The sequence below is a fragment of the Agromyces sp. NPDC052230 genome (assembly GCF_040679595.1).
In the GTDB taxonomy this organism is placed as follows: Bacteria; Actinomycetota; Actinomycetes; order Actinomycetales; family Microbacteriaceae; genus Agromyces.
Genome location: NZ_JBFAVC010000005.1, coordinates 273,199 through 298,359, shown reverse-complemented (window position 1 = coordinate 298,359; position 25,161 = coordinate 273,199). Strand labels below are relative to the sequence as shown.

Here is a 25,161-nt window from a genome sequence, read left to right as displayed (position 1 = left end):
GGCGCGTACCGAGGGGTCAGGACTCCGTGATGTCGATCTCGACGAGCACGGCGGCGTCGATCGCGGTGCGCACGCGCTCCAGCACCTCGGAGGGAACGGGCGAATCCACCGTCAGCACGCTGAGGGCCTCGCCCCCGGCCTCCCGTCGAGCGATCTGCATGCCCGCGATGTTGATTCCGGCTTCGCCGAACTCGCGGCCGTAGATCGCCACGATCCCGGGACGGTCGGTGTACTCCATGATGATGTGCGTGGTCGCGATCGGAACCTCGATCTCGTAGCCGTTGATGCCGACGAGCTTCTCGGTCTGCTTCGTGCCCGTGAGCGTGCCGGCGACCGACACCTGCGTGCCGTCGGCGAGCGCACCGCTCAGCGTGATGACGTTGCGATACTCGGGGCTCTCGGGGTCGGTGATGAGCCGCACGTCGATGCCGCGCTGCTCGGCGAGGAGCGGCGCATTGACGTACGACACCGTCTCGCTCACGACGTTGGTGAACACGCCCTTGAGGGCGGCGAGCTTCAGCACGCTCACGTCGAAGTCGACGAGCTCACCACGCACCTCGACATCGAGGCTCGTGAGCGGGCCGTGCGCGAGGCCCGCGAACAACTGGCCGAGCTTCTCCACGAGCGGGATGCCCGGGCGCACGTACGGGTCGATGACGCCGCCGGCGACATTCACGGCGTCGGGCACGAGTTCGCCCGCGAGCGCGAGACGAACCGACCTGGCGACCGAGACACCGGCCTTCTCCTGCGCTTCGTCGGTGGACGCGCCGAGGTGCGGCGTGACGACGACGTTCGGCAGCGAGAGGAGGGGCGAGTCCCTCGGCGGCTCCGACACGAAGACGTCGAGGCCGGCGCCCGCGATCGTCTTGGCCACGAGCGCGTCGTGCAGGGCCTGCTCGTCGATGAGACCGCCGCGCGCGACGTTGACGACGAAGGCGGTCGGCTTCATCTTCGCGAGCTGCTCGGCGCCGATCATGCCCGTGGTCTCGGGCGTCTTCGGCATGTGGATGGTGATGAAGTCGCTGCGCTCGAGGACCTCATCGAGGCTCATCGTCTGCACGCCGAGCTGCTGTGCACGCGCCGCCGTGATGTAGGGGTCGTAGGCGATGACCTCGGTGCCGAACGCCTGGAGCCGGGCCGCGATGAGCGCGCCGATGCGGCCGAGGCCGATGATGCCGACGGTCTTCTCGTAGAGCTCGACACCGGTGTAGTGCGAGCGCTTCCACTCCCCCTGTGCGAGCGCCGCGTGGGCAGCGGGGATGTGGCGGGCGAGGCTCAGGATGTGGCCGACCGTGAGCTCGGCCGCCGAGATGATGTTCGACGTCGGGGCGTTCACGACCATGGTGCCCGCCGTCGTCGCGGCCTTGATGTCGACATTGTCGAGGCCGACGCCCGCCCGCGCGATGACCTTCAGCTTGGGGGCCGCCGCGATCGCCTCGGCGTCGACCTTCGTCGCCGACCGCACCAGGATGGCGTTCGCGTCGGCGAGCGCCGCGAGCAGCGCCGGACGGTCGGTGCCGTCGACGTTGCGGACCTCGAAGTCGGGCCCCAGGGCTTCGACGGTGGCGGGCGAGAGTTCTTCAGCGATCAGCACGACCGGCTTTGACACGAATCGGTTCCTTCGGGGCGAGGGCGAGGCGCGCGAACGCGCGCTGATGCGGTGGGATGCGCCACACGCCGTGGGGGCGCCTACCCGGCCATTCTACGGGAGCGCGGATGCGCACTCTGTTCCGTGACGCCTGCGCTCATGCGCGCGACCGCGTTGCACGAGTCGCACCCCGTCAGGAGAAGTCGATGCCCCCGAGCTCGAAGAGCGCCCCGAGGTCGAGGGTCAGCACCTGCACGACGGCATACCCGGTGAGGAGGAGCACGACCTGCGCCACCGGACCGCGTCGGTATCCCAGCCAGAAGGCCAGTGCGAAGACGGCGAGGGGCACGAGGAGGGCCGCGATGAGGAGGGCGATGCCGCCGCCCGCCAGCGTGACCCCGAGGTCGGAGACCATGAGCGAAACGCCCACGAGGTCGCGCACGGCCTCCCACACGTCGTAGGCGTACAGCACCCCGAAGATCACCGCGATCGTCACGGCCAGCCAGAGCGGCGTCACCGTGCGGCGGGTGGCCCCGGTGTCGCTCGAGTCCGTGCCGGCGTCACCGGCGGGAACGGATGCCTCGGTCATCTCAACCTCGCAACAGGAACGGGACGGGCACGAGGAGCACGGCCCCGGCGATGAGCCAGATGAGCCGGGCGCGACGGTGCTCGGCGGCCAGCCACAGCACCGTGCCGAACCACAGCGCCGGGGCCGCCACCGCCAGCCAGCGGCCGAGTCCGTACATGAACTGCGCGACCGGATCGGCGAGCGCAGGAGCGGGCGTGGTGGCGGTGATCAGCCAGCCGATGGCGTACAGCAGGTAGACGCCGCCGAGCACCCCGAGGATGACGAGTTCGGCCGAGCCCGCCTGCCTGGGGGCATCCGTCGCCGCGGTCTTCCCACCGGCCTCGTCCGCAGCAGCACCCTCCGCGCGCTCCCCCGCGGGCGCGCCGGCGAGCGGCACAGGCTGCCCCACGGTCTTCCAGCCGGGCGCGAGGGTCGGATCGTCGTCGCCCTCCCATCGCAGGGCTTCGTCGTCGGAGTCGCGGGCCATGCCCCCAGACTAGCGAGCGGTTCGGCGTCGCCTCGACCGTCGGGCAAGCGCGCCTTCCGTCCGGGTGGGACCATGGATTCATGGACACCGTCGCCGTGCTGTCCGCGGCTCGGGATGCGTATCGGCATCACGACTGGGTCGCTGCTCGCGACGGGTATGCACGCCTGCAGGACGCGGCGCGACTGGAGACCCCCGACCTGTATGCGCTCGGCGACTGTCACTGGTGGCTGGGTGAATTCGACCGCGCGCTCGTAGTGCTGCACGAGGCGTATCGGCTGGCCGTCGCCGCGCAAGCCGCCGAACAGGCGGCACGGATCGCACTCGACGTCGCGTACACGCTGTCGCTGCTCGACGAGCACGCGCAGGCGTCGGGCTGGATGCGTCGCGCCACGAGAGCCGCCGCCGAACTCCCCGACCACCCGGTACACGGCTACTTCGATTACGTCGGCTTCGAAGAGGCCTTCGACCGGAACGACCTCGACGGCGCGGAGCGTGCCGCGGTGCTCGTGGACCGGCGCGCCCGCCGACACGACGACCCCACGCTGGCGGCCCTGGCGGTGCTCGCCTTCGGCAGGATCGCGGTTCGACGCGGCGAGACCGACCGCGGGCTGGCGATGCTCGACGAGGCCATGCTCGCCGCGGTGTCCGACGAGATCGCGCCGGACTGGGCGGGGAACATCTACTGCCACCTCATCACGGCGTGCGAGGAGATCGCCGACCTGCGTCGAGCGATGGAATGGACGAATGCGACGGCGCGCTGGTGCGAGTCCATGCCCGGCGGGGCGGGGCCGTTCCTGGGCATCTGCCGGGTGCATCGCGCCACCCTGCTGCAGCTGCGCGGCGACTGGCCGCAGGCGAGGCGCGAGGCCCGTCGAGTGATCTCGCAAGCGGATCGCATCCCTGCCTCGAACGCCGCGGAGGCGCACTACGTGCTCGGCGAGATCGCCCGGGAGCAGGGTGACTTCGTTACGGCCGAGCGCCAGTTCCGCCGGGCGCACGAGCTCGGCCGCGACCCGCACCCGGGCCTCGCCCGTCTCGCGCTGGACCGTGGCGACTACGCTGCCGCTGACACGGCGATACGCTCGGCGCTCGCCGGCGTGCCCGACGATCCGCTCGCACGCGCGCGGCTGCTGCCGACGGCGGTCGAGACGGCCATCGCCATCGGAGACCTGGAGCAGGCTGGGTTGATGTGCACCGAGCTCAGTGAGCTCGCGGCGGTGTTCCGGACAGCGGGCTTCGAGGCGGCGTCCGCCCATGCGTCGGGTCGTCTGCTCCTCACCACCGAGGGTCCGGCGGCGGCGCTGCCGACCCTGCGACGTGCGCTGCAGCTGTGGCAGGACGTCGGTGCCGTGCTGCCGTCGATCCGGATCCGCTCCGACTTGGGCCGTGCGTACTCCGCCATGGGTGACACGGAGGCGGCTGAGCGCGAGCGACGGGCCGCGGATGCCGCGCGCACGTCCCTCCTCGCCGAACCGCAGCGGCTCCGGCTGAGCGGGCATGATCCGGGGCTGACGCCGCGCGAGACGCAGGTGCTCACTCTCGTCGCCACCGGTCGCACCAACCAGGAGATCGCGGACGATCTGTTCCTCAGCGTTCGGACCGTGGAGCGGCATCTGGTCGGGGTCTACGGAAAGCTCGGGGTCGGCGGACGGACGGCCCGCGCCGCCGCCGTCGGTCTCGCACTGCGGAATGGGCTCATCGATCCCCTCGCCTGAGCGGATCGCACCACGAACTGCGTAGCGGGTTGCGTACCGGTGCTCATGCCGAACCCCGACCCCGGCTCGTAGCGTGATCCGTGTCGAAGGAGCAACATCATGAGCATCACCACGTTGGTCGCCGAGCGCACGGAGCTCTCCCGTCACCCGGCCGTCGGTATTCTCACCCTCGCGTTCGCCGGCGACCCGGTCATCCGATGGATCTGGCCCGACGCCGGGCGGTTCCTCCAGTACTACCCGGACGCGGCGGCCATGCTCGGCGAAGGCGCGTTCGCGGCGGGCACTGCCGACATCGCCCCCGGCGGCGCCGGTGCCGCCCTCTGGGTGCCCCCGGGCGCATCCGACGACTCGGATGCGGCCGCGGACGCGGCGGCGGACCTCATCGTCCGCAGTGTCGATGCGTCGCGCCACGACGAGATGTTCGGGTTCCTCGAACAGACGCAGGCGCACCATCCGACCCGGCCGCATTGGTACCTCCCGTTCATCGGCGTCGACCCGCACCAGCAGGGCCGCGGCGTCGGATCCGGGCTGATGCGGTCCGCGCTCGCCCGCGTCGACACCGACGGGCTCGGCGCCTACCTCGAAGCGACCAGCGAACGCAATCGTGCGCTGTACGAACGCCACGGATTCGTCGTGCAGGCCGAGATCCGGAGCGCAACCTCTCCCCCGCTGTGGCCGATGTGGCGAGAGCCGAGCATCACCTGACCCGGCCGGGACCCGACCCGGCGCGGACGCCGACGGCGGGGCCGGCCGAAGCCGACCCCGCCATGCGTGACATCAGGACAGGGGTACTCGCGTCAGCGCGCGACCTCGCCGTCGACGTAGTCGTCGTCGCTCGACGCGTTCCAGGCGAACAGCTTGCGGAGCTCCCGGCCGGTGGCCTCGATGGGGTGCGCCTCGCCCTTCGCGCGGAGCTCGAGGAACTCGGGGGCACCGGCATCCTGGTCGGCGATGAACCGCTCGGCGAACGCGCCCGACTGGATGTCGGCGAGCACGGCCTGCATGTTCTCCTTGACGCGCGGGTCGATGACGCGGGGGCCCGAGACGTAGTCGCCGTACTCGGCCGTGTCGGAGACCGACCAGCGCTGCTTGGCGATGCCGCCCTCCCACATGAGGTCGACGATGAGCTTCAGCTCGTGGAGCACCTCGAAGTAGGCGACCTGCGGCTGGTAGCCCGCCTCGGTCAGGGTCTCGAAGCCGTACTGGATGAGCTGTGACACGCCACCGCAGAGCACTGCCTGCTCGCCGAAGAGGTCGGTCTCGGTCTCCTCGGTGAAGGTGGTCTTGATGCCGCCCGCGCGCAGGCCGCCGATGGCCTTCGCGTACGAGAGGGTGAGCGGCCACGCGTTGCCAGACGCATCCTTCTCGACGGCGACGATGACGGGCACGCCGCGGCCGGCCTCGTACTCGCGACGAACGGTGTGGCCGGGGCCCTTCGGGGCGACCATGACGACGTCGACGCCCTCGGGCGCCTCGATGTAGCCGAAGCGGATGTTGAAGCCGTGGCCGAAGACGAGCGTCTTGCCCTCGGTGAGGTTGTCCTTGATGGACTCGGCGTAGATGTGGCGCTGGTACTGGTCGGGCGCGAGGATCACGATGACGTCGGCACCGGCAGCGGCGTCGGCGACGCTCTTCACCTCGAACCCGGCCTCCTCGGCCTTGGGCTTCGACTTCGAGTCCTCCTTGAGGCCGATGACGACCTCGACGCCCGAGTCGCGGAGGTTCTGCGCGTGCGCGTGGCCCTGCGAGCCGTAGCCGATGACGGCGACCTTCTTGCCCTGGATGAGCGAGAGGTCGGCGTCCTTGTCGTAGTAGATCTCAGCCATGTGCTGTTCTTTCTCCTTGGTGGGGTTCAGGTGACGGATGCCGCGACATCGCGCTGCGGCATCCGCGGGTCAGTTCTTGAAGACGCGCTCGGTGATGGACTTGCCGCCGCGGCCGATCGCGAGAAGGCCCGACTGGGCGATCTCCTTGATGCCGTAGGGCTCCAGCACCTTGAGGAACGCGGTGGTCTTGCCGCTGTCGCCGGTGACCTCGATCACGAGGGCGTCGGTCGAGACGTCGACGACACGCGCGCGGAAGAGGTTCACCGCCTCGAGCACCTGCGAACGCGTGGCGTTGTCGACGCGCACCTTGATGAGCAGGTGTTCGCGCTGCACCGACTGCGCCGGGTCGAGCTCGACGATCTTGATGACATTGATGAGCTTGTTGAGCTGCTTCGTGACCTGCTCGAGCGGCAGGTCCTCCACGTCGACGACGACCGTGATGCGCGAGAGGCCGGGGATCTCGGTGTGGCCCACGGCGAGCGACTCGATGTTGAACCCGCGGCGGGCGAAGAGCCCCGCGACGCGCGTGAGCAGGCCCGGCTTGTCCTCGACGAGGAGGGAGAGCACGTGTGTCGACATGGTCAGTCCTCCTCGCTGAATGCCGGCGAGTGATCGCGGGCGTACTGGATGTAGCTGTTCGAGACGCCCTGCGGCACCATCGGCCACACCATGGCGTCGGCCGAGACGACGAAGTCGATGACGACCGGCCGGTCGTCGGTCTCGAGCGCGAGCTTGATCGCGTCGTCGACCTCCTCCTCCTTCGTGACCCGGATGCCGAGCGCGCCGTACGACTCGGCGAGCGCAACGAAGTCGGGAATGCGTACCGTGTCATGTCCGGTCTGCAGGTCGGTGTTGGAGTACCGGCCGTCATAGAACAGGGTCTGCCACTGGCGCACCATACCGAGCGAGGAGTTGTTGATGATCGCGACCTTGATCGGGATGTCGTTGAGCGTGCAGGTGGCGAGCTCCTGATTGGTCATCTGGAAGCAACCGTCGCCGTCGATCGCCCAGACGACCCGGTCGGGTTCGGCGACCTTCGCGCCCATCGCCGCAGGGACCGCGTAGCCCATGGTTCCCGCACCGCCCGAGTTGAGCCAGGAGTTGGGCCGCTCGTACTTGATGAACTGCGCCGCCCACATCTGGTGCTGGCCGACGCCCGCGGCGTACACGCCCTCGGGGCCGGTCAGCTGGCCGATGCGCTCGATGACGTACTGCGGCGCGAGGAGCCCGTCGGACGGCTGCGTGTAGCCGAGCGGGAACTCCGAGCGAAGCCCGTCGAGCGTCGCCCACCACTCCTCGAGGTCGGGCTTCTCGGTGGCGGTCGCGGTGACGTCGCGGTAGCCGGCGAGCAGGTCGACGAGCACGTCCTTCAGGTCGCCCACGATGGGAACGTCGGCGGTGCGGATCTTCGAGATCTCGGCCGGGTCGATGTCGACGTGCACGACCTTCGCATTGGGTGCGAAGAGCGGCGCCTTGCCGGTCACGCGGTCGTCGAAGCGGGAGCCGAGCGCGACGAGCAGGTCGGCCTCCTGCAGCGCGAGCACGGCGGGCACGGTTCCGTGCATGCCGGGCATGCCGAGGTGCTGCTGGTGCGAGTCGGGGAACGCCCCGCGCGCCATGAGCGTGGTGACCACGGGCGCGTTGGTGGCCTCGGCCAATGCGATGAGCTCTTCGGACGCGTGCGCACGGATGATGCCGCCGCCCACGTAGAGCACGGGGCGCTTGGCGTCGGCGAGCAGCTGCGCCGCCGCGGCGACCTGCTTGCCGTGCGCCTTCGTGATGGGGCGGTAGCCGGGCAGCTCCACCTTCGGCGGCCAGCGGAATTGGAACGTCGCCTGCTGCGCGTCCTTCGTGATGTCGACGAGCACGGGGCCCGGACGCCCGGTGGTGGCGATGTGGTACGCCGCCGCGATGGTGCCGGGGATGTCCTCGGCGCGCTTCACCAGGAATGAGTGCTTGGTGATGGGCATCGTGATGCCGACGATGTCGGCCTCCTGGAAGGCATCCGTGCCCATGAGGTTCGAAAACACCTGGCCGGTGATCGCGAGGATCGGCACCGAGTCCATGTGCGCGTCGGCGATCGCCGTGACGAGGTTCGTCGCGCCCGGGCCGGAGGTGGCGATGGCGACGCCGAGCCGGCCCGACGACGAGGCGTAGCCCTCGGCCGCGTGGCCGGCGCCCTGCTCGTGCCGAACGAGGATGTGGCGGAGCTTGCGGCTGTCGAGCAGCGGGTCGTAGACGGGGAGGATCGCGCCGCCGGGCAGGCCGAAGACGTCGGTGATGCCGAGCATCTCGAGGGAGCGGACGACCGCCTCGGCACCGGTCATCTCGACCGGCGCGCCGGGCGGCGCGGGGGCGGGCGATGGCACGGGAGAGGATTCCGTGGTCATTCGATTCCTGTTCTCTGGACGGTGTGCGGAGAGCGCAGCACTCAGCCCGTCGTGGCGCCTTCTGCGGCGGAACGCACGAGCTTCGAGTACTTCGCGAGGACGCCACGGGTATAGCGCGGGGGAAGCGGAGCCCAGCCTTCCCGGCGGGCAGCCAGCTCGGCATCGTCGACCAGTAGGTCGATGGAACGAGCTGCGATATCGACCCGTATCAGATCACCATCGCGCACGAAGGCGATAGGACCTGCGTCCACCGCTTCGGGTGCCAGATGGCCGATGCACAGCCCGGTTGTGCCGCCTGAGAATCGACCGTCAGTCAAGAGTAGTACATCTTTTCCGAGGCCAGCGCCCTTGATGGCGGCGGTGATGGCGAGCATCTCGCGCATGCCGGGGCCGCCCTTCGGGCCCTCGTAGCGGATCACCATGACGTCGCCGTGCTTGATCTCGCCGGCGGTCAGCGCGTCCATCGCGGCGCGCTCGCGTTCGAAGACCCGGGCGGGTCCCTCGAACGTCGCGGCGTCGAAGCCCGCGGTCTTCACGACCGCGCCCTCGGGGGCGAGCGAGCCGTGCAGGATGGTGAGTCCGCCGGTCTCGTGGATCGGGTTGTCGAGGGTGCGCAGCACCTCGCCGTCGAGCGGCGGGATATCCATCTCGGCGAGGTTCTCGGCGAGCGTCCTGCCGGTGACGGTGAGGGCGTCGCCGTGCATGAGCCCGGCGTCGAGCAGGGCCTTCATGAGCACTGGCAGCCCGCCGCGACGGTCGACATCGTTCATGACGTACGTGCCGAACGGCTTGAGGTCGCCGATGTGCGGCACCTTCGCGCCGATGCGGTTGAAGTCGTCGAGGGTGAGTTCGACGTCGGCCTCGCTCGCGATCGCGAGGAGGTGCAGCACGATGTTCGTCGAGCCGCCGAGGGCCATGCCCACGGCGATGGCGTTCTCGAACGCCTTCTTCGTGAGGATCTGGCGCGCGGTGATGCCGTGCTTCAGCAGGTTGACGACGGCCTCGCCCGAACGGTGCGCGTAGTAGTCGCGGCGGCGGTCGGCGGCTGCCGGTGACGCCGACCCCGGGAGCGAGAGCCCGAGTGCCTCCGCGACCGACGCCATGGTGTTGGCGGTGTACATGCCGCCGCAGGCACCCTCGCCCGGTGCGAAGGCGCACTCGATCGTCTTCGCGTCGGCCTCGCTCATCGTGCCCGCCTTGACGGCACCGACCGCCTCGAACGAGTCGATGATCGTGATGTCCTTCTCGGTGCCGTCGGACAGGCGCACCCAGCCCGGCGCGATCGAGCCCGCGTAGAGGAAGACCGAGGCGAGGTCGAGCCGCGCCGCGGCCATGAGCATGCCCGGGATCGACTTGTCGCAGCCGGCGAGCAGCACCGAGCCGTCGAGCCGCTCGGCCTGCATGACGACCTCGACGGAATCGGCGATGACCTCGCGCGAGACGAGCGAGAAGTGCATGCCCTCGTGGCCCATCGAGATGCCGTCGGAGACCGAGACGGTGCCGAACTGCAGCGGGTATCCCCCGCCACCGTGCACGCCCTCCTTCGCGGCCTGCGCGAGGCGGCCGAGCGAGAGGTTGCACGGCGTGATCTCGTTCCACGAGCTCGCGATGCCGATCTGCGGCTTGTCCCAATCGGCATCGCCCATGCCGACGGCGCGGAGCATCCCGCGACTCGTCATGGCCTCGATGCCGTCGGTGACGGTACGACTACGCGGTTTGGGATCGAACTCGGGCATACCCACGAGTCTATGACCAGCGGGCAACGGCCTCGCGCGCGGTCTCACGGGCATCCGCGAGGAATTCGAGCATGATCGCGACATCCTCCGGGCTGCGCACGCGATGGGTGGCGATCGACTTGCCCTGCCCCACCTTGACGCCCACATCCTCGGCATCGAGCGCCGCGAACGCGTCCTCGTCGGTGACGTCGTCGCCGACGTAGATGACGGCGGTCGCGCCGACGTGCTGGCGGAGCCGGGTGAGCGACTCCCCCTTGTCGCTCGAGCGCACCGAGAACTCGAGCACCGACTTGCCGGCGCGTACCGTGATGCCCTGCACCTCCCACTCCACGCGCTGGCGAGCCGCGTGCTGCAGCGCGGTGCCGGCCGAGGAGCTCAGCTTCCGGGTGTGCAGCGCGAGGCCGGCGGGCTTCTTCTCGATCCAGGCGCCGTCGGAGCCGGCGGCGACGTCATCGAGGATCTCCGCCAGTCGCTGGAGCCGGGCGAACTCGGTGTCGCGCAGGTCGATCGTGACCTCGCCGGCGTCGAGCTGCAGCTCCACGCCGTGCGAGCCGCTGAGGAGCGTGCCCTCTGGCGGGCTCGCCACCTCGCCGAGGCTCGCGAGCGCACGCCCCGAGACGATCGCCACGCGCGTGTCGTCGGACTCGGCGAGCCGCTGGATGGCCGACCGCGCCCGATCGGTGGCACGCGCATCCTCGGGCCGGTCGACGAGCGGGGCGAGCGTGCCGTCGAAGTCGAGCGCGACGAGGAGCCGCTCGGTCTCGGCGACGCGCGAGAGCGCCGTGCGCAGGCCGTCGGGGACGCCGGGCCTGATGATCCCTGCGCCGGTGAGGGTCTCGAGGAAGGTCGCCGACCAGTTGGCAACGTCGTTGTCGCGCACGCGCTTGCGGAGAGCGCGCATGCGACGCGTGCGTTCGCGCTTCGGCATCCGCACCGCCTCGACCATGGCGTCCTTCAGGCCCTCGATGTCGTGGGGATTCACGAGCACCGCCTGCCGGAGTTCGTCGGATGCCCCGGTGAATTCACTGAGCAGCAGCACGCCGTCGTCGTCGAAGCGGCAGGCCACGTACTCCTTCGCGACGAGGTTCATGCCGTCGCGCAGGGCCGTGACGAGCATCACGTCGGCGGCGAGGTAGAGCGCCACCATCTCCTCGCGCGGGTAGCCGTGGTGCAGGTAGGCGATCGCCTGATGGCCGAGCGTCGAGTAGTCGCCGTTCAGCCGGCCGACCATGAGCTCGATCTCGTCGCGGAGCTGCCGGTACGTCTCGACGCGTTCCCGCGAGGGGCTCGCGACCTGCACGAGCGTGGCGTCGTCGACCGAGAGCCGCCCGTCGCGCAGGAGCTCGCCGAACGCCTTCATGCGGTGCCGGATGCCCTTCGTGTAGTCGAGGCGGTCGACGCCGAGCATGATCGTCTCGGGATTGCCGAGGCTCTTGCGGATCTCCCGCGCCCGCTCCTGCACGTCGGGCCGGCGGGCGATCTCCTCGAAGCCGGCCGCGTCGATCGAGATCGGGAAGTGGCGCGCGACCACGCGCCGCGTCTCACCGTCGGCGCCGCGGTCGGGCACGTCGATGACCGTGCCGCGCGTGGCGTAGCCGAACAGCCGGCGCACGGCACGGGCGAAGTTCCCGGCGTCCGCCGCTCGCTGGAAGCCGATCACGTCGGCGCCGAGCAGCCCGTCGATCACCTGGCGGCGCCACGGCAGCTGCGAGTAGATGCCGTAGGCCGGGAACGGGATGTGGTTGAAGAAGCCGATGACGAGGTCGGGGCGGCTCTCGCGGAGCATCCGCGGCACCAGCTGCAGCTGGTAGTCGTGCACCCAGACGACGGCGCCGTCGGATGCCGCACGGGCGGCCGCCTCGGCGAACCGACGGTTGACGCGCACGTACGCGTCCCACCATTCGCGGTGGAACGAGGGCGGAGCGATCACGTCGTGGAAGAGCGGCCACAGCGTGTCGTTGGAGAAGCCCTCGTAGTACTCCTCGAGCTCGGACTCGGTGAGCGGCACGGGGATGATCGAGATGCCGTCGTGCTCGAAGGGATCGAACTCGCGCTCGGCGACCCCCGTCCACCCCACCCACGCGCCGTCGGCGGCGCGCATGACGGGCTCGAGCGCCGTGACGAGGCCGCCGGGCGAGCTCCTCCACTGCGTCTCGCCGTCGGGCCCGGCCTGGTAGTCGACCGGAAGCCGGTTCGAGACCACGATCATGTCGTAGGCGTGTTCGACGTGCAGTTCGTCGCGTTCCGGTCCGGGAGCGTGCATGCGGCGGATTCCCCCTCCTCCTCGCGGCTCCGTTCAGGCTAACAGCCCCCCGCAGACGCTCAGGCTCCGTGGATAGACTGCGGTCCTGATGATCCGCGTCGGCATGAGCACCACCTGCGTCTACCCGCTCGAACCCGAGCATGCCTTCCGCTTGGCGAAGCTCGCCGGCTACGACGGCATCGAGATCATGGTCACCCAGGAGGAGTCCACGCAGCAGCCCGAGCCGCTGCTCGAGCTCTCCCGCCGCTACTCCCTGCCGATCCTGTCGATCCACGCTCCCGTGCTTCTGCTGACCCACTTCGTGTGGGGTCGCGACCCGCGCGTGAAGCTCGATCGCACCGCCGCGCTCGCGGCGGCGGTCGGCGCCGACAGCGTGGTGGTGCATCCGCCGTTCCGCTGGCAGGCGACGTACGCCTCCAACTTCCTCGAGATCGTGCGCGAGATCTCGGGCAAGTACGACGTCGAGATCGGCGTCGAGAACATGTTCCCCTGGCGTGCCGCCGGGCGGAACATGAAGGCGTACGCGCCCGGCTGGGATCCTCGCATCATGGACTGCGACGCGGTCACGCTCGATTTCTCGCACGCTGCGCTCTCGGGGGTCGACAGCCTCCAGTTCGCGAACGACCTCGGCGACCGCCTGCGGCACGTGCACCTGTGCGACGGCTCGGGCGCCATCGGCGAGGGCCAGATCTTCGACGAGCACCTGCTGCCCGGCCATGGGCGCGAGCCGGTCGCCGAGGTGCTCGAGGCGCTCAGCGCGCGCGGGTGGAAGGGCTCGGTCGTCGCCGAGGTGAACACGCGCAAGGCGAAGAGCGAGCGCGAGCGGATCGAGCTGCTCCGCGAGACGCTCGAGTTCGCCCGCCGCCACACGCACCAGACGAGCCGACCGATGCTCACGAAGTCGCGCCGGGCGCTCGAGGCGATCCGCCCGGGTCACCGGCACGACGACGACTGACGCGTCGTCGCAACGACGACGCGTCAGTCGAGTCAGCCGAGCGCGGTCGCCGCGAACCCGATCGAGCGGATGCCCCGGCGTCGCCCCACGACCACGGTCGTGCCGACCGCGGCCAGCACCCCGAAGAGCGCGATCACCCCGGCCGCCGTGGCGACCGCGGCACCGCCGGCGCCCGACACGATGAGCTGCATGCCCTGCACCGCCCAGGTGAGCGGCAGGAACGGGCTGATCACCTGGAACGGGCCGCTCAGCACCTCGATCGGATAGAGCCCACCGGATGCCGCGAGCTGCAACGCCACGAGCACGAGCGACACGAGCAGGCCCGCCCGGCCGAGCCACGCCGTGAGGAGGGCGTGCACCGCGGTGAACGCGAGGGCGAGGAGCGCCGCGAACGCGAGGGTCTGCGGCAGCAACGTCCACGAGACGCCGAGCGCGGCGTGCATGAGCGCGACCACGGCCACCGCCTGCGCGAGGGCGATGAGGCTCGCGCGAGTGAGCGTGCGGCCGACGAGGCCGACCGTCGACGCGGTGCTGCGCAGCACCTCGCGCCCGAAGGGCCGGAACACGAGGAACATCGCCATCGCGCCCAGCCAGAGCCCGATCGGGGCGAACAGCATGCCGATGACCTCGCCGATCGTGCCGATCTCGTTGTCGCGATCGGTGGTCGAGGTCACGGGCTCGGCGACGACGTCGGCGGTCGCCTCCGCGTCGATGTCGGTGAGCGCCTTCGCCTCCTCGGCGCCCGTGGTCAGGCCGTCGGCGAGGGCCTGGGCGCCGCCCGCGAGCTGGCTCGCGCCGCTCGCGGCATCCGCTGCACCGCCAGAGAGCTGGTCGAGGCCGCCCGCGAGCTCGCCGACCCCGCCGGCGATGCCGTAGGCACCGTCGCGGATGCCGGCGGAGCCCGCCGAGAGCTCGGCCGCGCCGCCCGCGAGCCCCGAGATGCCACCCTGGATGCCGTCGACGCCCGACTGCGTCTGCGTCGCCAGGGTCTGGCCGCCCTGCGTGAACTGGGTGAGCTGCTGCGTCAGCGGTCCCGACTGGGTGGCGAGGTCGGCGAGCGCCTGATCGACGACGGGCTGCAGCTCGGGGTACTGCACGGCGAGCTGCTGCAGGCCGCCGGCGACCTGGCCGAACGCGCCCTCGATCTGGCCGACCGCGCCGTTGACGCCGGCGACGTACTGCGAAACGCCCGCGGCGAGCTCGTCGAGTCGCGCGGCGCCCGCATCCAGCTCGGCGAGCCCGCCGGCGATGCCGTCGACGCCGTCCGTGTACCGCGCGACGCCGTCGGCGTAGGCCGTGGCGCCGTTCGCGAGCTCGTCGGCTCCGGCCGCCGACCGGGCGACACCATTCGAGAGTTCGCCGAGGCCGCCAGCGAGCGAGCCGACCCCCGAGGAGACCTGCGTCGCACCGTCGGCGGCGTCGCCGAGCGACCCGCCGAGCGCGGCGAGGTTCGTGTAGAACCCCTCGAGGTACTGCTGCGTGAGCTCGCGCCCGAACGCGGTCGTCATGGCGTCGCCCACCGACTGCGCGACCGAACCTGCGAGGTACCCGTGGGCGTCGTCGGTGCGGATGTCGAGGTTCGCCTTGGTGGGCTCCTCGCCTGAGAGCGACGTCACCGACGACGAGAAGTCGTCGGGGATGGTGAGCACCGCGTACGCGTCGCCTGAGGCGAGCAGCTCGGCGGCCTCCTCGTCGTTCGAGATGGTCCAGTCGAAGCCCGCGGTGTCGGGGTCGGTGAGCTCGGTGACGAGCAGGCGCCCCGCGAGCACGGGCTGCTCGGTGCCGTCGGGCAGGGTCATGGTGACCATCTCGTCGTTGTTCACGACGACGGCGGGGATCGCCTCCATGTTGTCGTCGGCGCCGGCGAAGGCGCCCGAAACGAGGCCGGCCACGGCGAGTGGCACGGCCATGACCGCCGCCACCAGTGCGCCGTAGCGCAGGCGACGTTGCGCCGGGGTGGAGCCGAACAGGCGGGACAGCCTGGTGCTGGTCATCGGGCGACCTCCTGCAGGGACGAGACGGGTTCGATGGTGCGGATGCCGCGTGCGGCGAGTTCTGGTGCGGCGTCGGGAGTCACGGCCGACGTGCCCAGCCCGACGATGATCGTCACCGACGACGGGACGAGCTGCGCGAGCGCACGCCACAACCCGGCGCTCGCCGACCCGGGCTGGTCGTCGAGGTCGATGGCCACGGCCTGCGGGCGCTCGGCGAGCGCCGCGGCGACCGCGACGAGGGCTCGTGCCTCGGCGCCGAGGGCGGCGATCGGCGTTTCGACGGTGAAGCGCGGGCCGTCGGGTCCGTGTCCGGCGGCATCGGCGGCGCGCTCGACCCACGACCGCACGGCGCGGTTCGACGGGGCGACGCGGTACCACGGGCCGGTGGCGTCGAGGCGGCGGGCGACGAGTTCGCCCACGCTGCCGCCGGTCGCGGCATCCGTCGGCAACTCGGCGATCGCGACGCCGCGCATGACGGCGCCCGTCGCGGTGGGCAGCGGATGCCCCAGCACCGCGATCCGGCCCGACACGGGAGCGAGCCGGCCGGCGAGGGTCGCTGCGACCACCCGACGGTCGACGGCGTCGCCGCGCACGACGAGCACGCCGCCTGCGGGAACGTCGGCCGTGAACGGTCCGATGGGTCGTTCGGGAAGTCCGAAGACCGCGCCGTCGAGGTTGACCGCGGCGGGGCGCCCGGCGGCCCACTCCTGCTGCTCGAGGTGGGCACGGAGCCCCTCCCCCTCGATGTCGACGTCGGGGAGCCGCTTGTCGAGCCACTTCGGCAGCCACCACGCCGCGCGTCCGGCGAGCGCCATGGCCGCGGGCACGAACGTCATGCGCACGAGGAACGCGTCGAACGCGACGCCCACGGCCAGCGCGAACGCGATGCCCTTGATGACGCCCGACCCCTCGGGCACGAAGGCGAAGAAGACGAAGAACATGATGAGCGCAGCGGCGGTGACCACCCGGGCGGCGTGCTGGAAGCCGTGCACGATCGACGCCCTCGGCTCTCGCGTCTTCACGAACTCCTCGCGCATGCCCGACACGAGGAACACCTCGTAGTCCATGGCGAGGCCGAAGAGCACTGCGAGCAGCAGGATCGGCAGGAAGCTCAGGATCGGTCCGGGCTGGATGTGCAGGAGGTCGGCGAACCAGCCCCATTGGAAGATCGCGACCGTCGCGCCGATGGCGGCGAACGCCGAGAGCAGGAAGCCGAGCGCCGCCTTGATCGGCACGAAGATCGACCGGAAGACGAGGAGCAGCAGCAGGATCGAGAGCCCCACCACGATGAGGGCGAACGGCACGAGCGCGTCGTTGAGGCGGTTCGAGATGTCGATCGTGACGGCGGTGTAGCCCGTCACCGCGATGGGCGTGCCGTAGTCGGCTTCGATGCCGGGGGCCAGGTCGCGGATCTCCTCGACGACGACCTTCGTCTCGGGGGCGTCGGGCGCGCTCTCGGGGATCACCTGGATGATGGCGGTGTCGGCCGTCTCGTTGGGGAGCCCCTGGCCGACGTAGGTCACGCCGTCGAGCGCGGCGATGCGTGCGCCGACCGCGTCGAGGTCGTCGAAGATGTCGGTCGTCTGGGTGATGTCGACGGTGACGATGAGCGGCCCGTTGTAGCCGGGGCCGAAGCCGTTCTCGATCATCTCGTAGGCCTCGCGCTGCGTGGAGCCCACTGGCTCCGAGGCGCCGCTCGGGAGGTTGAGGTCGAGGCTCGCCGCGGGGATCGCCGCCGCCCCGAGCAGGCCGACGACCACGAGCACGAACACGACCGGCGCCTTGAGCACGAGGTCGACCCATCGGCGACCCATGGTGTGCTTGCCCCGGTCGTCGTCGGCGTTCGCCCGGCGGTGCGCTCGGCTGCCGGGCTTGGGGATGAGCCGCGTGCCGAACACCCCGAGGAGCGCGGGCAGCAGGGTGACGGCGCCGAGCACCGCGATGAGCACCGCGAAGGCGGCGGCGATGCCCATGACGCTGAGGAACGGGATGCCGACCACGAGCAGGCCGAGGAGCGCGATGATGACGGTCAGGCCCGCGAACACGACGGCTCCGCCCGCGGTCGCGACGGACTCGGCCGCGCTCGCCTCGGGGTCGTGTCCACGTGCGAGCTGGGTTCGGTGGCGCGACAGGATGAAGAGGGCGTAGTCGATGCCCACCGCGAGGCCGATCATGACGGCGAGCATCGGGGCGGTGCTCGAGACGGTCGCGAAGGCCGCGACGAGGGAGATGCCGCCGAACGTCGCGCCCACCCCCACGAGCGCGGTGAGCAGCGGCATCCCGGCCGAGAGCAGCGAACCGAATGTGATGAGCAGCACGACGCCCGCGAACAGCACGCCGAACACCTCGGTGATGGTGAGGCCGAAGGTGGTGTCCTGGAACACTTCGCCGCCGAATGCCACGGTGAGGCCCGCGTCGCGCCCGAGGTCGCCGGTCGCGACCACGGCGTCGATCGAGTCGTCGGTCACGCCGGTGGTCGGCGTGTCGAACTGCACCTGGATGTAGGCACTGCGCGAGTCCGTCGAGACCTGATCGCCCGCGTACTCGTCGAACGGCCCGAGCACGCTCGCGACCCCGTCGACCCGTTCGAGTTCGGTCTCCATGTCGGCGAGGGCGCTTCGGTAGGAGTCGGACTCCACGGATGCCCCATCAGGCGCTTCGACGACGGCCTTCGCTGACGCACCCGAGGTCTGCGGGAACACGGCGGCGAGCTGGTCGATCGCGTCCTGCGACTCGGTGCCGGGGATGGCGTAGGACTCCTGGAGCTGGCCGCCGAGGCCGATGCCGGCGCCGAGGAGTGCGGCGAGGGCCACGGCCCACGCGATGATGACGAACCAGGCGCGACGGAAGGCGAATCGTCCGATCCGGTGGAGGAGCAATGCCATGGCGCGGCCTATCGGGTCGAGCGGCCGTCGGCCGGGATGAGCAGTTCGGAGAGCACGGAGATGAGTGCGGCACGCACATCGGCGTCGTCGCGCTGCCGGTCGTCTTCGAGGAACGTGGCGCCCGCGACGAGCGTGTAGGCGGCGCCGGCGAGCGCGACGCCGAAGCGCATCTGCTCGCTGAGCGGGGCATCCGCTTCGCAGATCGAGTCGGCGAGCCCGCGGATGGCCGCGTTGGCCCGCTCGATCACGGGGAGACCGCGGAGCGACTGCCCCTGGTTGACGAAGGTGTGCACCGCGAGCCGGTTGCCGAGGAGGAAGTCGACGAACCGCTCGATGAAGTCGGCACGAGCCTCGACCGTGCGACCGCTGGCGACGAAGTCGCCGAGGAGCTCCTCGAGCCCGTCGATCGCCGGGCCGATGGCGGCCTCGAGCAGCGCCTCTTTCGAGGAGTAGTGGTAGAGGACGCTCGACTTGGAGTAGCCGGCGTGATCGGCGATGAGCTGGAGCGAACTGGCGGCGAATCCGATGGTCGAGAACTGCTCGAGGGCGACCTGGCGGAGTTCGTCGCTGGCGCGCACGCGTGACGGCGTGGGTGCATCGGCGGGCATGCGATCGACTGTAGTTGACCGATCGGTCAGCTTCTGACCGATCGGGCAGATTCACGGACGACTCCCAGTCGTGCTCCCGGTCGCCGGAGGTGAACGGGTAGCGTTGCAGGATGCGCAAGTACCTCTTCAGCGGAGCAGTACTCAGTTCGATCTTCGGCGGCATCGGGGTCGTCCGGGCCAGCATCGCCGGCCCGCGCGACTGGCGTCTCATCCTCATGTGGGTCGCGTGGGCCGCGAGCCTCGCCATCGCGATCGGCACCGTCGCCGACGAGTCGAAGCGCGCGGAGCTCACCGACTAGCAGCGTCATCCGACCTCCACCGTTCGTCACTCCGGTCTTTCCCTGCGCAAGCCGGCCTGCGCGGCGTGTCAGCGGCGATCCACGAACCGAGGGCGGAGACTGAAACGTAGACCGACCGTGCGACCCGAACCGCACGGCCCGAATGCCACCGAGAGGGGTCGCCGATGTTCCGCCGATGGCGCAGAGCGAGGCTCGCAGCACAAGCCTCCGCCCACGCCGCCGCCGCCGCGACGCGCCCCACCGCGGCCGACCTGCGTGGCGAACACCTCTTCGAACTCCTCAATGCCAAGCTCGCGGAGTTCATCGGCCCCGGCGGCGCATGGTCGCTCGTGCGTCGCACCGAGCAGGACACCGACCAGATCTTCCACGCGATGCTCACCCACCAGATCGCGGCCGAACTCACCCGTACCGTGCTCGACGAGCGCGACACCGTGGCCGTCATCGTGCCCGCCGAGAACGAGCCGCTCGCACTCAGCTGGTCGCCTGCGCCCCTCGTCGTCTGGGCCGACCCGGTGGTCGTGTCGGAGTCCGAGGTATCCAAGACGGATGCCGCGAAGCTGCCGGCGATCGGCGCGTCAGCCGAGGTCGAGTCCCGCGCCGCCTGACGCTCGGGCGCCGCGGGCGCCATTGCCGGTATTGCGACATCGGCCTCATTAAGCTCTGATCCATGCCCAGGAACCAGAACGGCCGACTCCAGGTGGTCTGCGGCCCGATGTTCGCCGGCAAGTCCGAAGAGCTGCTGCGGCGGGTGCGCCGCGCGCAACTTGCCGGACTCGCCATCGAGGTCGTCAACCATGCCCTTGACGATCGCCACGCCGCGGGCCGGGTGGCCTCGCACTCGGGGCTCAGCATCGCGTCCCGATCAGTGCCCGACGTCGAGTCGCTGGTGGAGCTGGTCGGCGATCGGGAGCTGGACCTGCTGGCAATCGACGAGGCCCAGTTCTTCGGGCCGAAGCTCGTCCCGGCGGTGAGCAGGCTGGTGCTCACCGGGATGTCGGTGGTCGTCGCCGGCCTCTGCGTGACGTTCGACGGCCGCCCCTTCGAGCCCCTCCCGTCGCTCATGGCGCTCGCCGAGGACGTGACGAAGCTCACAGCCGTGTGCGCCGTCTGCGGGCAGGACGCCGCGTTCCATCAGCGCGTCCTCGCCGACGAAGTCGCGGACGCTCGCGTCGCGACCGCCGAGCACGTGGGCGGCATCGAGTCGTACCAGGCACGCTGTAGGCAGCACTTCGGCGAACGAGGCCGTCGCTCCGCCTGATGCGTCGCCAAGCCCGCGATCTGCGCCCGAGCTTGCTGGTTTCAGCAGGCGATTCCGTCGCGCGAAGGATCGATCGCGCGCGTGAGCCGCACGACTGCAGCGCGTGAGCCCTTATGGTCGCAGCACGCCCACTTGCTGGACGGCAGGCGCCGGAGGCCCCAGCTGAGGTCCACCGAGCGCGGTGTCTCCTGCTCCAACGCGGTTGCTGCGTTCAGTCAGGCTGACCAGCGCGAGGTGCTGGTCAGCTGTCCAGCAGATCAGTTCCCCTTCTGGTCCTTCGTGCGACCGAGGATGCCTGCATCTGCCAGCTGCGCGAGCGCACGATGGGCGGCAGTCGTTGACACCTCGTGCTGGGCAGCCACCTTCTCAATGGTCAGCACCGGGTCCGTGGCCAGGGCGTTCAGTATCTTCAGCACGACCGAATCGCTGCGGAGTGGGCGGGCGTGATGCCCTGCTCCGTGCGGAAGCGGACCAGGTTCGCTCACCTTCTCGTCGAGCGCTGCGATGTCGGCAGCGAGCCTGACTGCGTTGCCCGCGGCCAGCTCTGCAGCTTCTGCGAAGCTGATGACCCACTCGTCCAGGCGCGACGGGATCTCACGGTACGCGGTGAGTCCTGCGATGTAGCGATCCTTCTCGGCGGCGAACACCGTGCTGATGGGGATGAGCGTGTTTCGGAGTGCGTCCGCGCGACGAAGCACGGTATGGATCAGCGCCCTGCCCGTGCGGCCATTTCCGTCGATGAAGGGGTGGATCGTCTCGAACTGCGCATGCGTGACCGCCGCGCGCACTACGGGATTGCCCGAGCGCACCGAATCCCGGCCGGATCGAATGCTCGTCGCGCGCTAGATTCGGGATGCCGTTTACCGCCAGCCCCAGCGCCTCGACCGCGTCGGCCAGCGGCGAGCGGCGGGGCACTACCGGCCCAAGCACCGGCTAGCCTGTGGGTGATCCGCCAGCCTCGCAGTCAAGCGCAATCCCGACGTAATGGTATCCCTCCCCGGCGTAGAACTCTGCGGTATCGGTATCGCCGGCTGCCTCAGCCTCGTCTGCCAGCGTTAAGCAGCCGATGCCGATCGCCCAGGCCATGCTGCACGCTGGATCATCAGCCGCGGGCTTAGGCGTCCTCTTCAGTTCGTCCAGCTTGGCCGCGATGCGCTCGGGCGGCGGTCCAACTCGATGCGCCAGTCGTTCTCGAGTTTCGAGGGCGGCGGCGCGGAGTGCCTGGTTTCCGACGCGAGCCGACATGGTATGGATCGCTTCCACGTTTGCGCGCAGCGTATCCATCGGTACCGCGTCGGTCTCGTACTCGCCCATCGCAGCCTCCATTGTCGGCGTCATCCCCCACAATGGCTTTCTACACCCATGCTCGTTGCCTCGGCCACTCGTGAACCCTAAGTGTGTGTCGCCCGTGGGTGTGCGCGCGGACCGTGAGAATCCACGGCAAATGGCAGAAATGCCATCGACGTGCCAACTGCGGTGGAAAATGCCATCTCCTACAAACCCCGCGACCCACCGGTGATGTAGGCCGCCTGCTGCCCGGTGGCGACCCACGAAAGTGCCAGCGTCGTCGAAAGACATCGTGGGCTGACTGAATCGCGCGCGAAAGGTCTTGTCGAACAACAGCTCGGTGCCGATCGAGCCCGGGTAGCGGCTCTCAAGGTTGACGGTGACGAGACGCGATGATGAGGACGGTCCGACGGGCCGGTGAAGGTCGGCATCCGGTCCTGCCGCGTCCCTGCGATCCCACACTTCGACACCGTCGGTGCAGAACGCCTGCTCGGCGGACGATTCACCGCTCGCCCCGAGCTCTTCACCGAGGATCCCGTCTTGAGGTCGATACTCCGTGACACCGCACGGATCGCGCGCTCCGCCTCGATGTCGGTTTCCGTCGTGAAATCGACGCCCGTGGAGTCGACGCGGCGAGACTCAGCGCCGAAACGAGCCCGAGCAACCGCCGCCCCAGCCCATGCCGCGCGCACCGCACCCTCGGCATCAGAGGGAACGGAGCCAATCGCCACAACTCAAGTCAACCAGCACACGAAACGCACAGCGGACCAGCTGGCGCAGGCTCGCCGAACGCAAGCGGATCCCGCTGCGAGAAGGGGTCGAACTGTGAGTAACGCGTTCAAACCCCGTTACTCATCGGGTGTCAGGAGGGGATCCGCTCTTGAACACAGGAGGCGAGGGGACGAGAGTGTCTTCGCCTCCGAAGACGGGACGATGCCGGGCTTGCGTCCCGAGCTGGATGTCGCCGAGCTCGAACCGCCGGGCCAGTGGTTACCTTCCACTTCGAGCAGAGGGAGTCTGATGGAATGGCACCGTGGAAGGATGAGCGAATGACGGTGAGCAGCGAGCCCTGGCGTCACCCCAATCCTCAACGCTCTGCCCTTTCGCTGACTCAGATTCCTACCTCCATCTTTCATAGTCTGGCTTCGGGCACGATCATCCCTGAAGAGACATGTCGGTTGACGCCGTACTTGATCGGTCCCGAGTGTGCTGGCCTGTGGCGCATGAGGAGCGAGCAGCTTACGGATGCTCCTGACGACGCGCCTTGGGTCACGCGATTCGTGCTTGCCCCCGGCGAAACCGCACCTGTGGGATTGGCGGGCTTCCACGGGCGGCCCGACGCGAACGGCATGGTCGAGGTCGGGTACCGAATTGATCCTGACCATCGACGGAAAGGCTATGCGCGCCAATCGCTCGAGATCCTGCTCGCGATTGCCCAAGCCGATGCGGATGTGAAGGTCGTTCGCGCGACGATCAGTCCCGAGAACGTTGCATCTCGTGCTCTGGTAGCGGGTTATGGGTTCAGAGAAACTGGAGAGCAGTGGGACGAAGAAGACGGCTTGGAACTGATTCTTGAGGTAACGGCGTAGCGGAACGCTCCTCATACAACTGGACGCAGCCTTCCAGCCAGAAGTGTTCGATAGCCGATCCTTAGGCGGGCATCACCAGGAGTTGGCCTTCAAAGGTCCTTGATTGTCAGGAGGGTGTAGCCGTCGACCGATTCGGGTGACACCCGGCCAACTTCGCGGAATCCGAGCTTCGCCAAGACCCGACGTGACGCAATGTTCCAGTCCCAAACTCCCGCCCGCAGGCGCCGGTAGCCTGCCCCGCTCGCCCACGCGACCACCGCTTCAGCTGCCTCTGTGGCGTAGCCGCGATTGTGGGCTACCCGAAGCAGTTCGTAGGCCAGCTCTGGCTCCTCGGGTGATCCGTTCCCGTGAGCGGTGAGCCCGCAATACCCGACGACGTCAGCCGTGCCCTTCCGCTCCACGGTGAGAAGCCTCAAGCCGGACTCATCGTTCGCGGCGCCGATCTGAGCAACGATGTCCTCTACGGTCGGTCGACCGTCCAGACTGATCCGCCGATGAGGCGGCACCCGGGGATCACGCTCCGTCCACAGCTGGCGATAGATCGGGGCGTCGTCCCTATACGCACGCCGGAGGATGAGGCGATCAGTCTCCAAGAAGTCCTCACCTGGCACGAGCTGCACTCTGGCATTCTTTCAGCGTCAAGCAGGGCCCGCTGATGGATGGGCTATCCGGCCATGACGTCGCGGATGGCGTCCATGACGATTTCCGGTTGGTCGTCCTGGATGTTGTGGCCCGTGTCTTCGACTTCGACGAGTGTGCCGCGCATCGACTCGGCGGCGAACTCCTGGTGACCGGCGGTGATGGCCGCCAGCGTCGCCTCGTGGTAGTCGCGTGGTAGACCCGGCAGGTACGGAAGGGGTGGCGCCCGGAGCACGACGACCGGGAGGTCCCCGAAGATCGGCCCGGGCTCGTCGAGCAGCGTCGCCACCTCGTCGTCGCTCGCCGCCACGAGGAGGTGCTCCGGGTTCTGGGCCGAGTCGAAGAGGAAGTCGGTTAGGAAGCGGCGTTCTTCGGCTACGTCCGGTGACTCGTCGGGCTTCTCCGGAGGCAATGCGGCGCGTTGGGCAATGCTGACGCGCGGTGACCATGGGTCGATCAGCACGACTCCGGCGACCCGCTCTGGAGCCCGAGCCACGAGCCCGACGGCAGGAAGCGATCCGAGGGAGTGGGCGGCCAGGACGACCGGCTCCTGCACGTCGGCGGCATCGAGCAGCGCCACCAGGTCAGTCACTTGGTCTTCCGTGGTACGGCTTGCCTCCGGCGCCGGGTCGCTTCCCCCGACTCCTGCCCGGTCGTGGGCGCACAAGTGGTGGCCGTCGGCGGCGAACGTGCCGGCCATGAGCTCCCAGGACGACGTCGTGGGTCCCTGCCCAGTGATGAGGAGGACAGTGGGCTCGCCGGCAACCCGCTCGCCCCAGCATTCCAGGTGGAGCGACCGACCCCCGATGTCGATCTGCTCCGAGGACCTGTCTATCGCGTCCGCGGCGTCCGATGTGCCGGGTGAGTCCTGGGTCCTGGCCGGGCTCGGCTCATTCCAGCCCTGGGCGCACCCAGCCCCGAGGAGGGCGGTCGGAATGACGAGGAAGGTCGGGAGCCATGAACGCGCCTCCATTCCCATCATGATCCTCCGCCTGGGCCGCGCGGACAACGGGGGCGGACATGCTGACATCGCATTTCCCCACCGCCCGAGAGCGGATCCTTCAGTGCGACGAC

At 69.6% G+C, this 25,161-nt stretch carries 22 protein-coding genes; 7 read left to right on the top strand and 15 right to left on the bottom strand.

Annotated elements, in window-relative coordinates:
- Positions 1–16: 16 nt before the first annotated feature.
- The 3 genes from serA to AB0K73_RS13320 form a co-directional block, all read right to left on the bottom strand.
- Positions 17–1,609: a phosphoglycerate dehydrogenase gene (gene serA, locus AB0K73_RS13330; RefSeq protein WP_360513125.1), complete on the bottom strand. Its 1,593-nt coding sequence runs from the start codon at positions 1,607–1,609 to the stop codon at positions 17–19.
- Between the two features lie 172 nt (positions 1,610–1,781).
- Positions 1,782–2,177, bottom strand: a complete 396-nt coding sequence (locus AB0K73_RS13325; protein ID WP_360513127.1) for a hypothetical protein — start codon at positions 2,175–2,177, stop codon at positions 1,782–1,784.
- Position 2,178: 1 nt separating this feature from the next.
- Positions 2,179–2,643 carry a DNA polymerase III subunit gamma/tau gene (locus AB0K73_RS13320; protein ID WP_360513129.1) on the bottom strand — a complete coding sequence of 155 codons (465 nt, stop codon included), beginning with the start codon at positions 2,641–2,643 and terminating at the stop codon, positions 2,179–2,181.
- An 80-nt stretch (positions 2,644–2,723) separates the two neighbouring features.
- On the opposite strand from AB0K73_RS13320, the gene AB0K73_RS13315 reads away from it, so the two are divergent.
- Both AB0K73_RS13315 and AB0K73_RS13310 read left to right on the top strand, forming a co-directional pair.
- Positions 2,724–4,358: a tetratricopeptide repeat protein gene (locus tag AB0K73_RS13315; protein WP_360513131.1), complete on the top strand. Its 1,635-nt coding sequence runs from the start codon at positions 2,724–2,726 to the stop codon at positions 4,356–4,358.
- A gap of 99 nt (positions 4,359–4,457) precedes the next feature.
- Entirely contained in the window at positions 4,458–5,063 is a 606-nt protein-coding gene (locus AB0K73_RS13310; protein ID WP_360513133.1) for a GNAT family N-acetyltransferase, read from the top strand.
- A gap of 92 nt (positions 5,064–5,155) precedes the next feature.
- On the opposite strand, the gene ilvC is transcribed toward AB0K73_RS13310, so the two are convergent.
- The 5 genes from ilvC to AB0K73_RS13285 form a co-directional block, all read right to left on the bottom strand.
- Positions 5,156–6,184, bottom strand: coding sequence for a ketol-acid reductoisomerase (ilvC, locus tag AB0K73_RS13305; protein WP_360513135.1), 1,029 nt, complete (start codon positions 6,182–6,184; stop codon positions 5,156–5,158).
- 69 nt (positions 6,185–6,253) lie between these two features.
- Entirely contained in the window at positions 6,254–6,763 is a 510-nt protein-coding gene (gene ilvN, locus AB0K73_RS13300) for an acetolactate synthase small subunit (protein WP_360513137.1), read from the bottom strand.
- Between the two features lie 2 nt (positions 6,764–6,765).
- A complete protein-coding gene (locus AB0K73_RS13295) occupies positions 6,766–8,574 on the bottom strand; it encodes an acetolactate synthase large subunit (RefSeq protein ID WP_360513139.1) in 1,809 nt (602 codons plus the stop codon).
- A 41-nt stretch (positions 8,575–8,615) separates the two neighbouring features.
- Entirely contained in the window at positions 8,616–10,310 is a 1,695-nt protein-coding gene (gene ilvD / locus AB0K73_RS13290) for a dihydroxy-acid dehydratase (protein ID WP_360513141.1), read from the bottom strand.
- Positions 10,311–10,320: 10 nt separating this feature from the next.
- Positions 10,321–12,573, bottom strand: coding sequence for a bifunctional alpha,alpha-trehalose-phosphate synthase (UDP-forming)/trehalose-phosphatase (locus tag AB0K73_RS13285; RefSeq protein ID WP_360513143.1), 2,253 nt, complete (start codon positions 12,571–12,573; stop codon positions 10,321–10,323).
- An 88-nt stretch (positions 12,574–12,661) separates the two neighbouring features.
- Here AB0K73_RS13285 and AB0K73_RS13280 point away from each other — a divergent pair, with 88 nt between their 5' ends.
- The gene (locus AB0K73_RS13280) at positions 12,662–13,528 is read left to right on the top strand and encodes a sugar phosphate isomerase/epimerase (protein ID WP_360513145.1); all 867 of its coding nucleotides are present in this window, start codon (positions 12,662–12,664) and stop codon (positions 13,526–13,528) included.
- Positions 13,529–13,560: 32 nt separating this feature from the next.
- On the opposite strand, the gene AB0K73_RS13275 is transcribed toward AB0K73_RS13280, so the two are convergent.
- Genes AB0K73_RS13275 through AB0K73_RS13265 form a run of 3 tightly spaced genes read right to left on the bottom strand, consistent with a single transcriptional unit; the run spans position 13,561 to position 19,015 of the window.
- Entirely contained in the window at positions 13,561–15,522 is a 1,962-nt protein-coding gene (locus AB0K73_RS13275) for a YhgE/Pip family protein (RefSeq protein WP_360513147.1), read from the bottom strand.
- A complete protein-coding gene (locus tag AB0K73_RS13270) occupies positions 15,519–18,407 on the bottom strand; it encodes an MMPL family transporter (RefSeq protein ID WP_360513149.1) in 2,889 nt (962 codons plus the stop codon). The genes AB0K73_RS13275 and AB0K73_RS13270 overlap by 4 nt, the downstream gene beginning before the upstream one ends.
- 8 nt (positions 18,408–18,415) lie before the next feature.
- Positions 18,416–19,015 carry a TetR/AcrR family transcriptional regulator gene (locus AB0K73_RS13265; RefSeq protein WP_360513151.1) on the bottom strand — a complete coding sequence of 200 codons (600 nt, stop codon included), beginning with the start codon at positions 19,013–19,015 and terminating at the stop codon, positions 18,416–18,418.
- Between the two features lie 110 nt (positions 19,016–19,125).
- On the opposite strand from AB0K73_RS13265, the gene AB0K73_RS13260 reads away from it, so the two are divergent.
- From AB0K73_RS13260 to AB0K73_RS13250, 3 genes are all read left to right on the top strand, one after another.
- The gene (locus tag AB0K73_RS13260; protein WP_360513153.1) at positions 19,126–19,314 is read left to right on the top strand and encodes a hypothetical protein; all 189 of its coding nucleotides are present in this window, start codon (positions 19,126–19,128) and stop codon (positions 19,312–19,314) included.
- 164 nt (positions 19,315–19,478) lie between these two features.
- Positions 19,479–19,919: a hypothetical protein gene (locus AB0K73_RS13255; RefSeq protein WP_360513155.1), complete on the top strand. Its 441-nt coding sequence runs from the start codon at positions 19,479–19,481 to the stop codon at positions 19,917–19,919.
- Between the two features lie 62 nt (positions 19,920–19,981).
- Positions 19,982–20,572 carry a thymidine kinase gene (locus AB0K73_RS13250; protein ID WP_360513157.1) on the top strand — a complete coding sequence of 197 codons (591 nt, stop codon included), beginning with the start codon at positions 19,982–19,984 and terminating at the stop codon, positions 20,570–20,572.
- A 257-nt stretch (positions 20,573–20,829) separates the two neighbouring features.
- On the opposite strand, the gene AB0K73_RS13245 is transcribed toward AB0K73_RS13250, so the two are convergent.
- Entirely contained in the window at positions 20,830–21,360 is a 531-nt protein-coding gene (locus tag AB0K73_RS13245; protein WP_360513159.1) for a Fic family protein, read from the bottom strand.
- 145 nt (positions 21,361–21,505) lie between these two features.
- Complete coding sequence (locus tag AB0K73_RS13240; RefSeq protein ID WP_360513161.1) at positions 21,506–21,886, bottom strand: hypothetical protein; 381 nt, start codon at positions 21,884–21,886, stop codon at positions 21,506–21,508.
- A gap of 1,022 nt (positions 21,887–22,908) precedes the next feature.
- Here AB0K73_RS13240 and AB0K73_RS13235 point away from each other — a divergent pair.
- Positions 22,909–23,448, top strand: coding sequence for a GNAT family N-acetyltransferase (locus tag AB0K73_RS13235; protein ID WP_360513163.1), 540 nt, complete (start codon positions 22,909–22,911; stop codon positions 23,446–23,448).
- Positions 23,449–23,537: 89 nt separating this feature from the next.
- Here AB0K73_RS13235 and AB0K73_RS13230 read toward each other — a convergent pair whose 3' ends face one another.
- Together AB0K73_RS13230 and AB0K73_RS13225 are read right to left on the bottom strand one after the other, a co-directional pair.
- Positions 23,538–24,068, bottom strand: a complete 531-nt coding sequence (locus AB0K73_RS13230) for a GNAT family protein (protein ID WP_360513165.1) — start codon at positions 24,066–24,068, stop codon at positions 23,538–23,540.
- A gap of 44 nt (positions 24,069–24,112) precedes the next feature.
- Positions 24,113–25,069, bottom strand: a complete 957-nt coding sequence (locus tag AB0K73_RS13225; RefSeq protein WP_364775349.1) for an alpha/beta hydrolase — start codon at positions 25,067–25,069, stop codon at positions 24,113–24,115.
- Positions 25,070–25,161 lie beyond the last annotated feature (92 nt).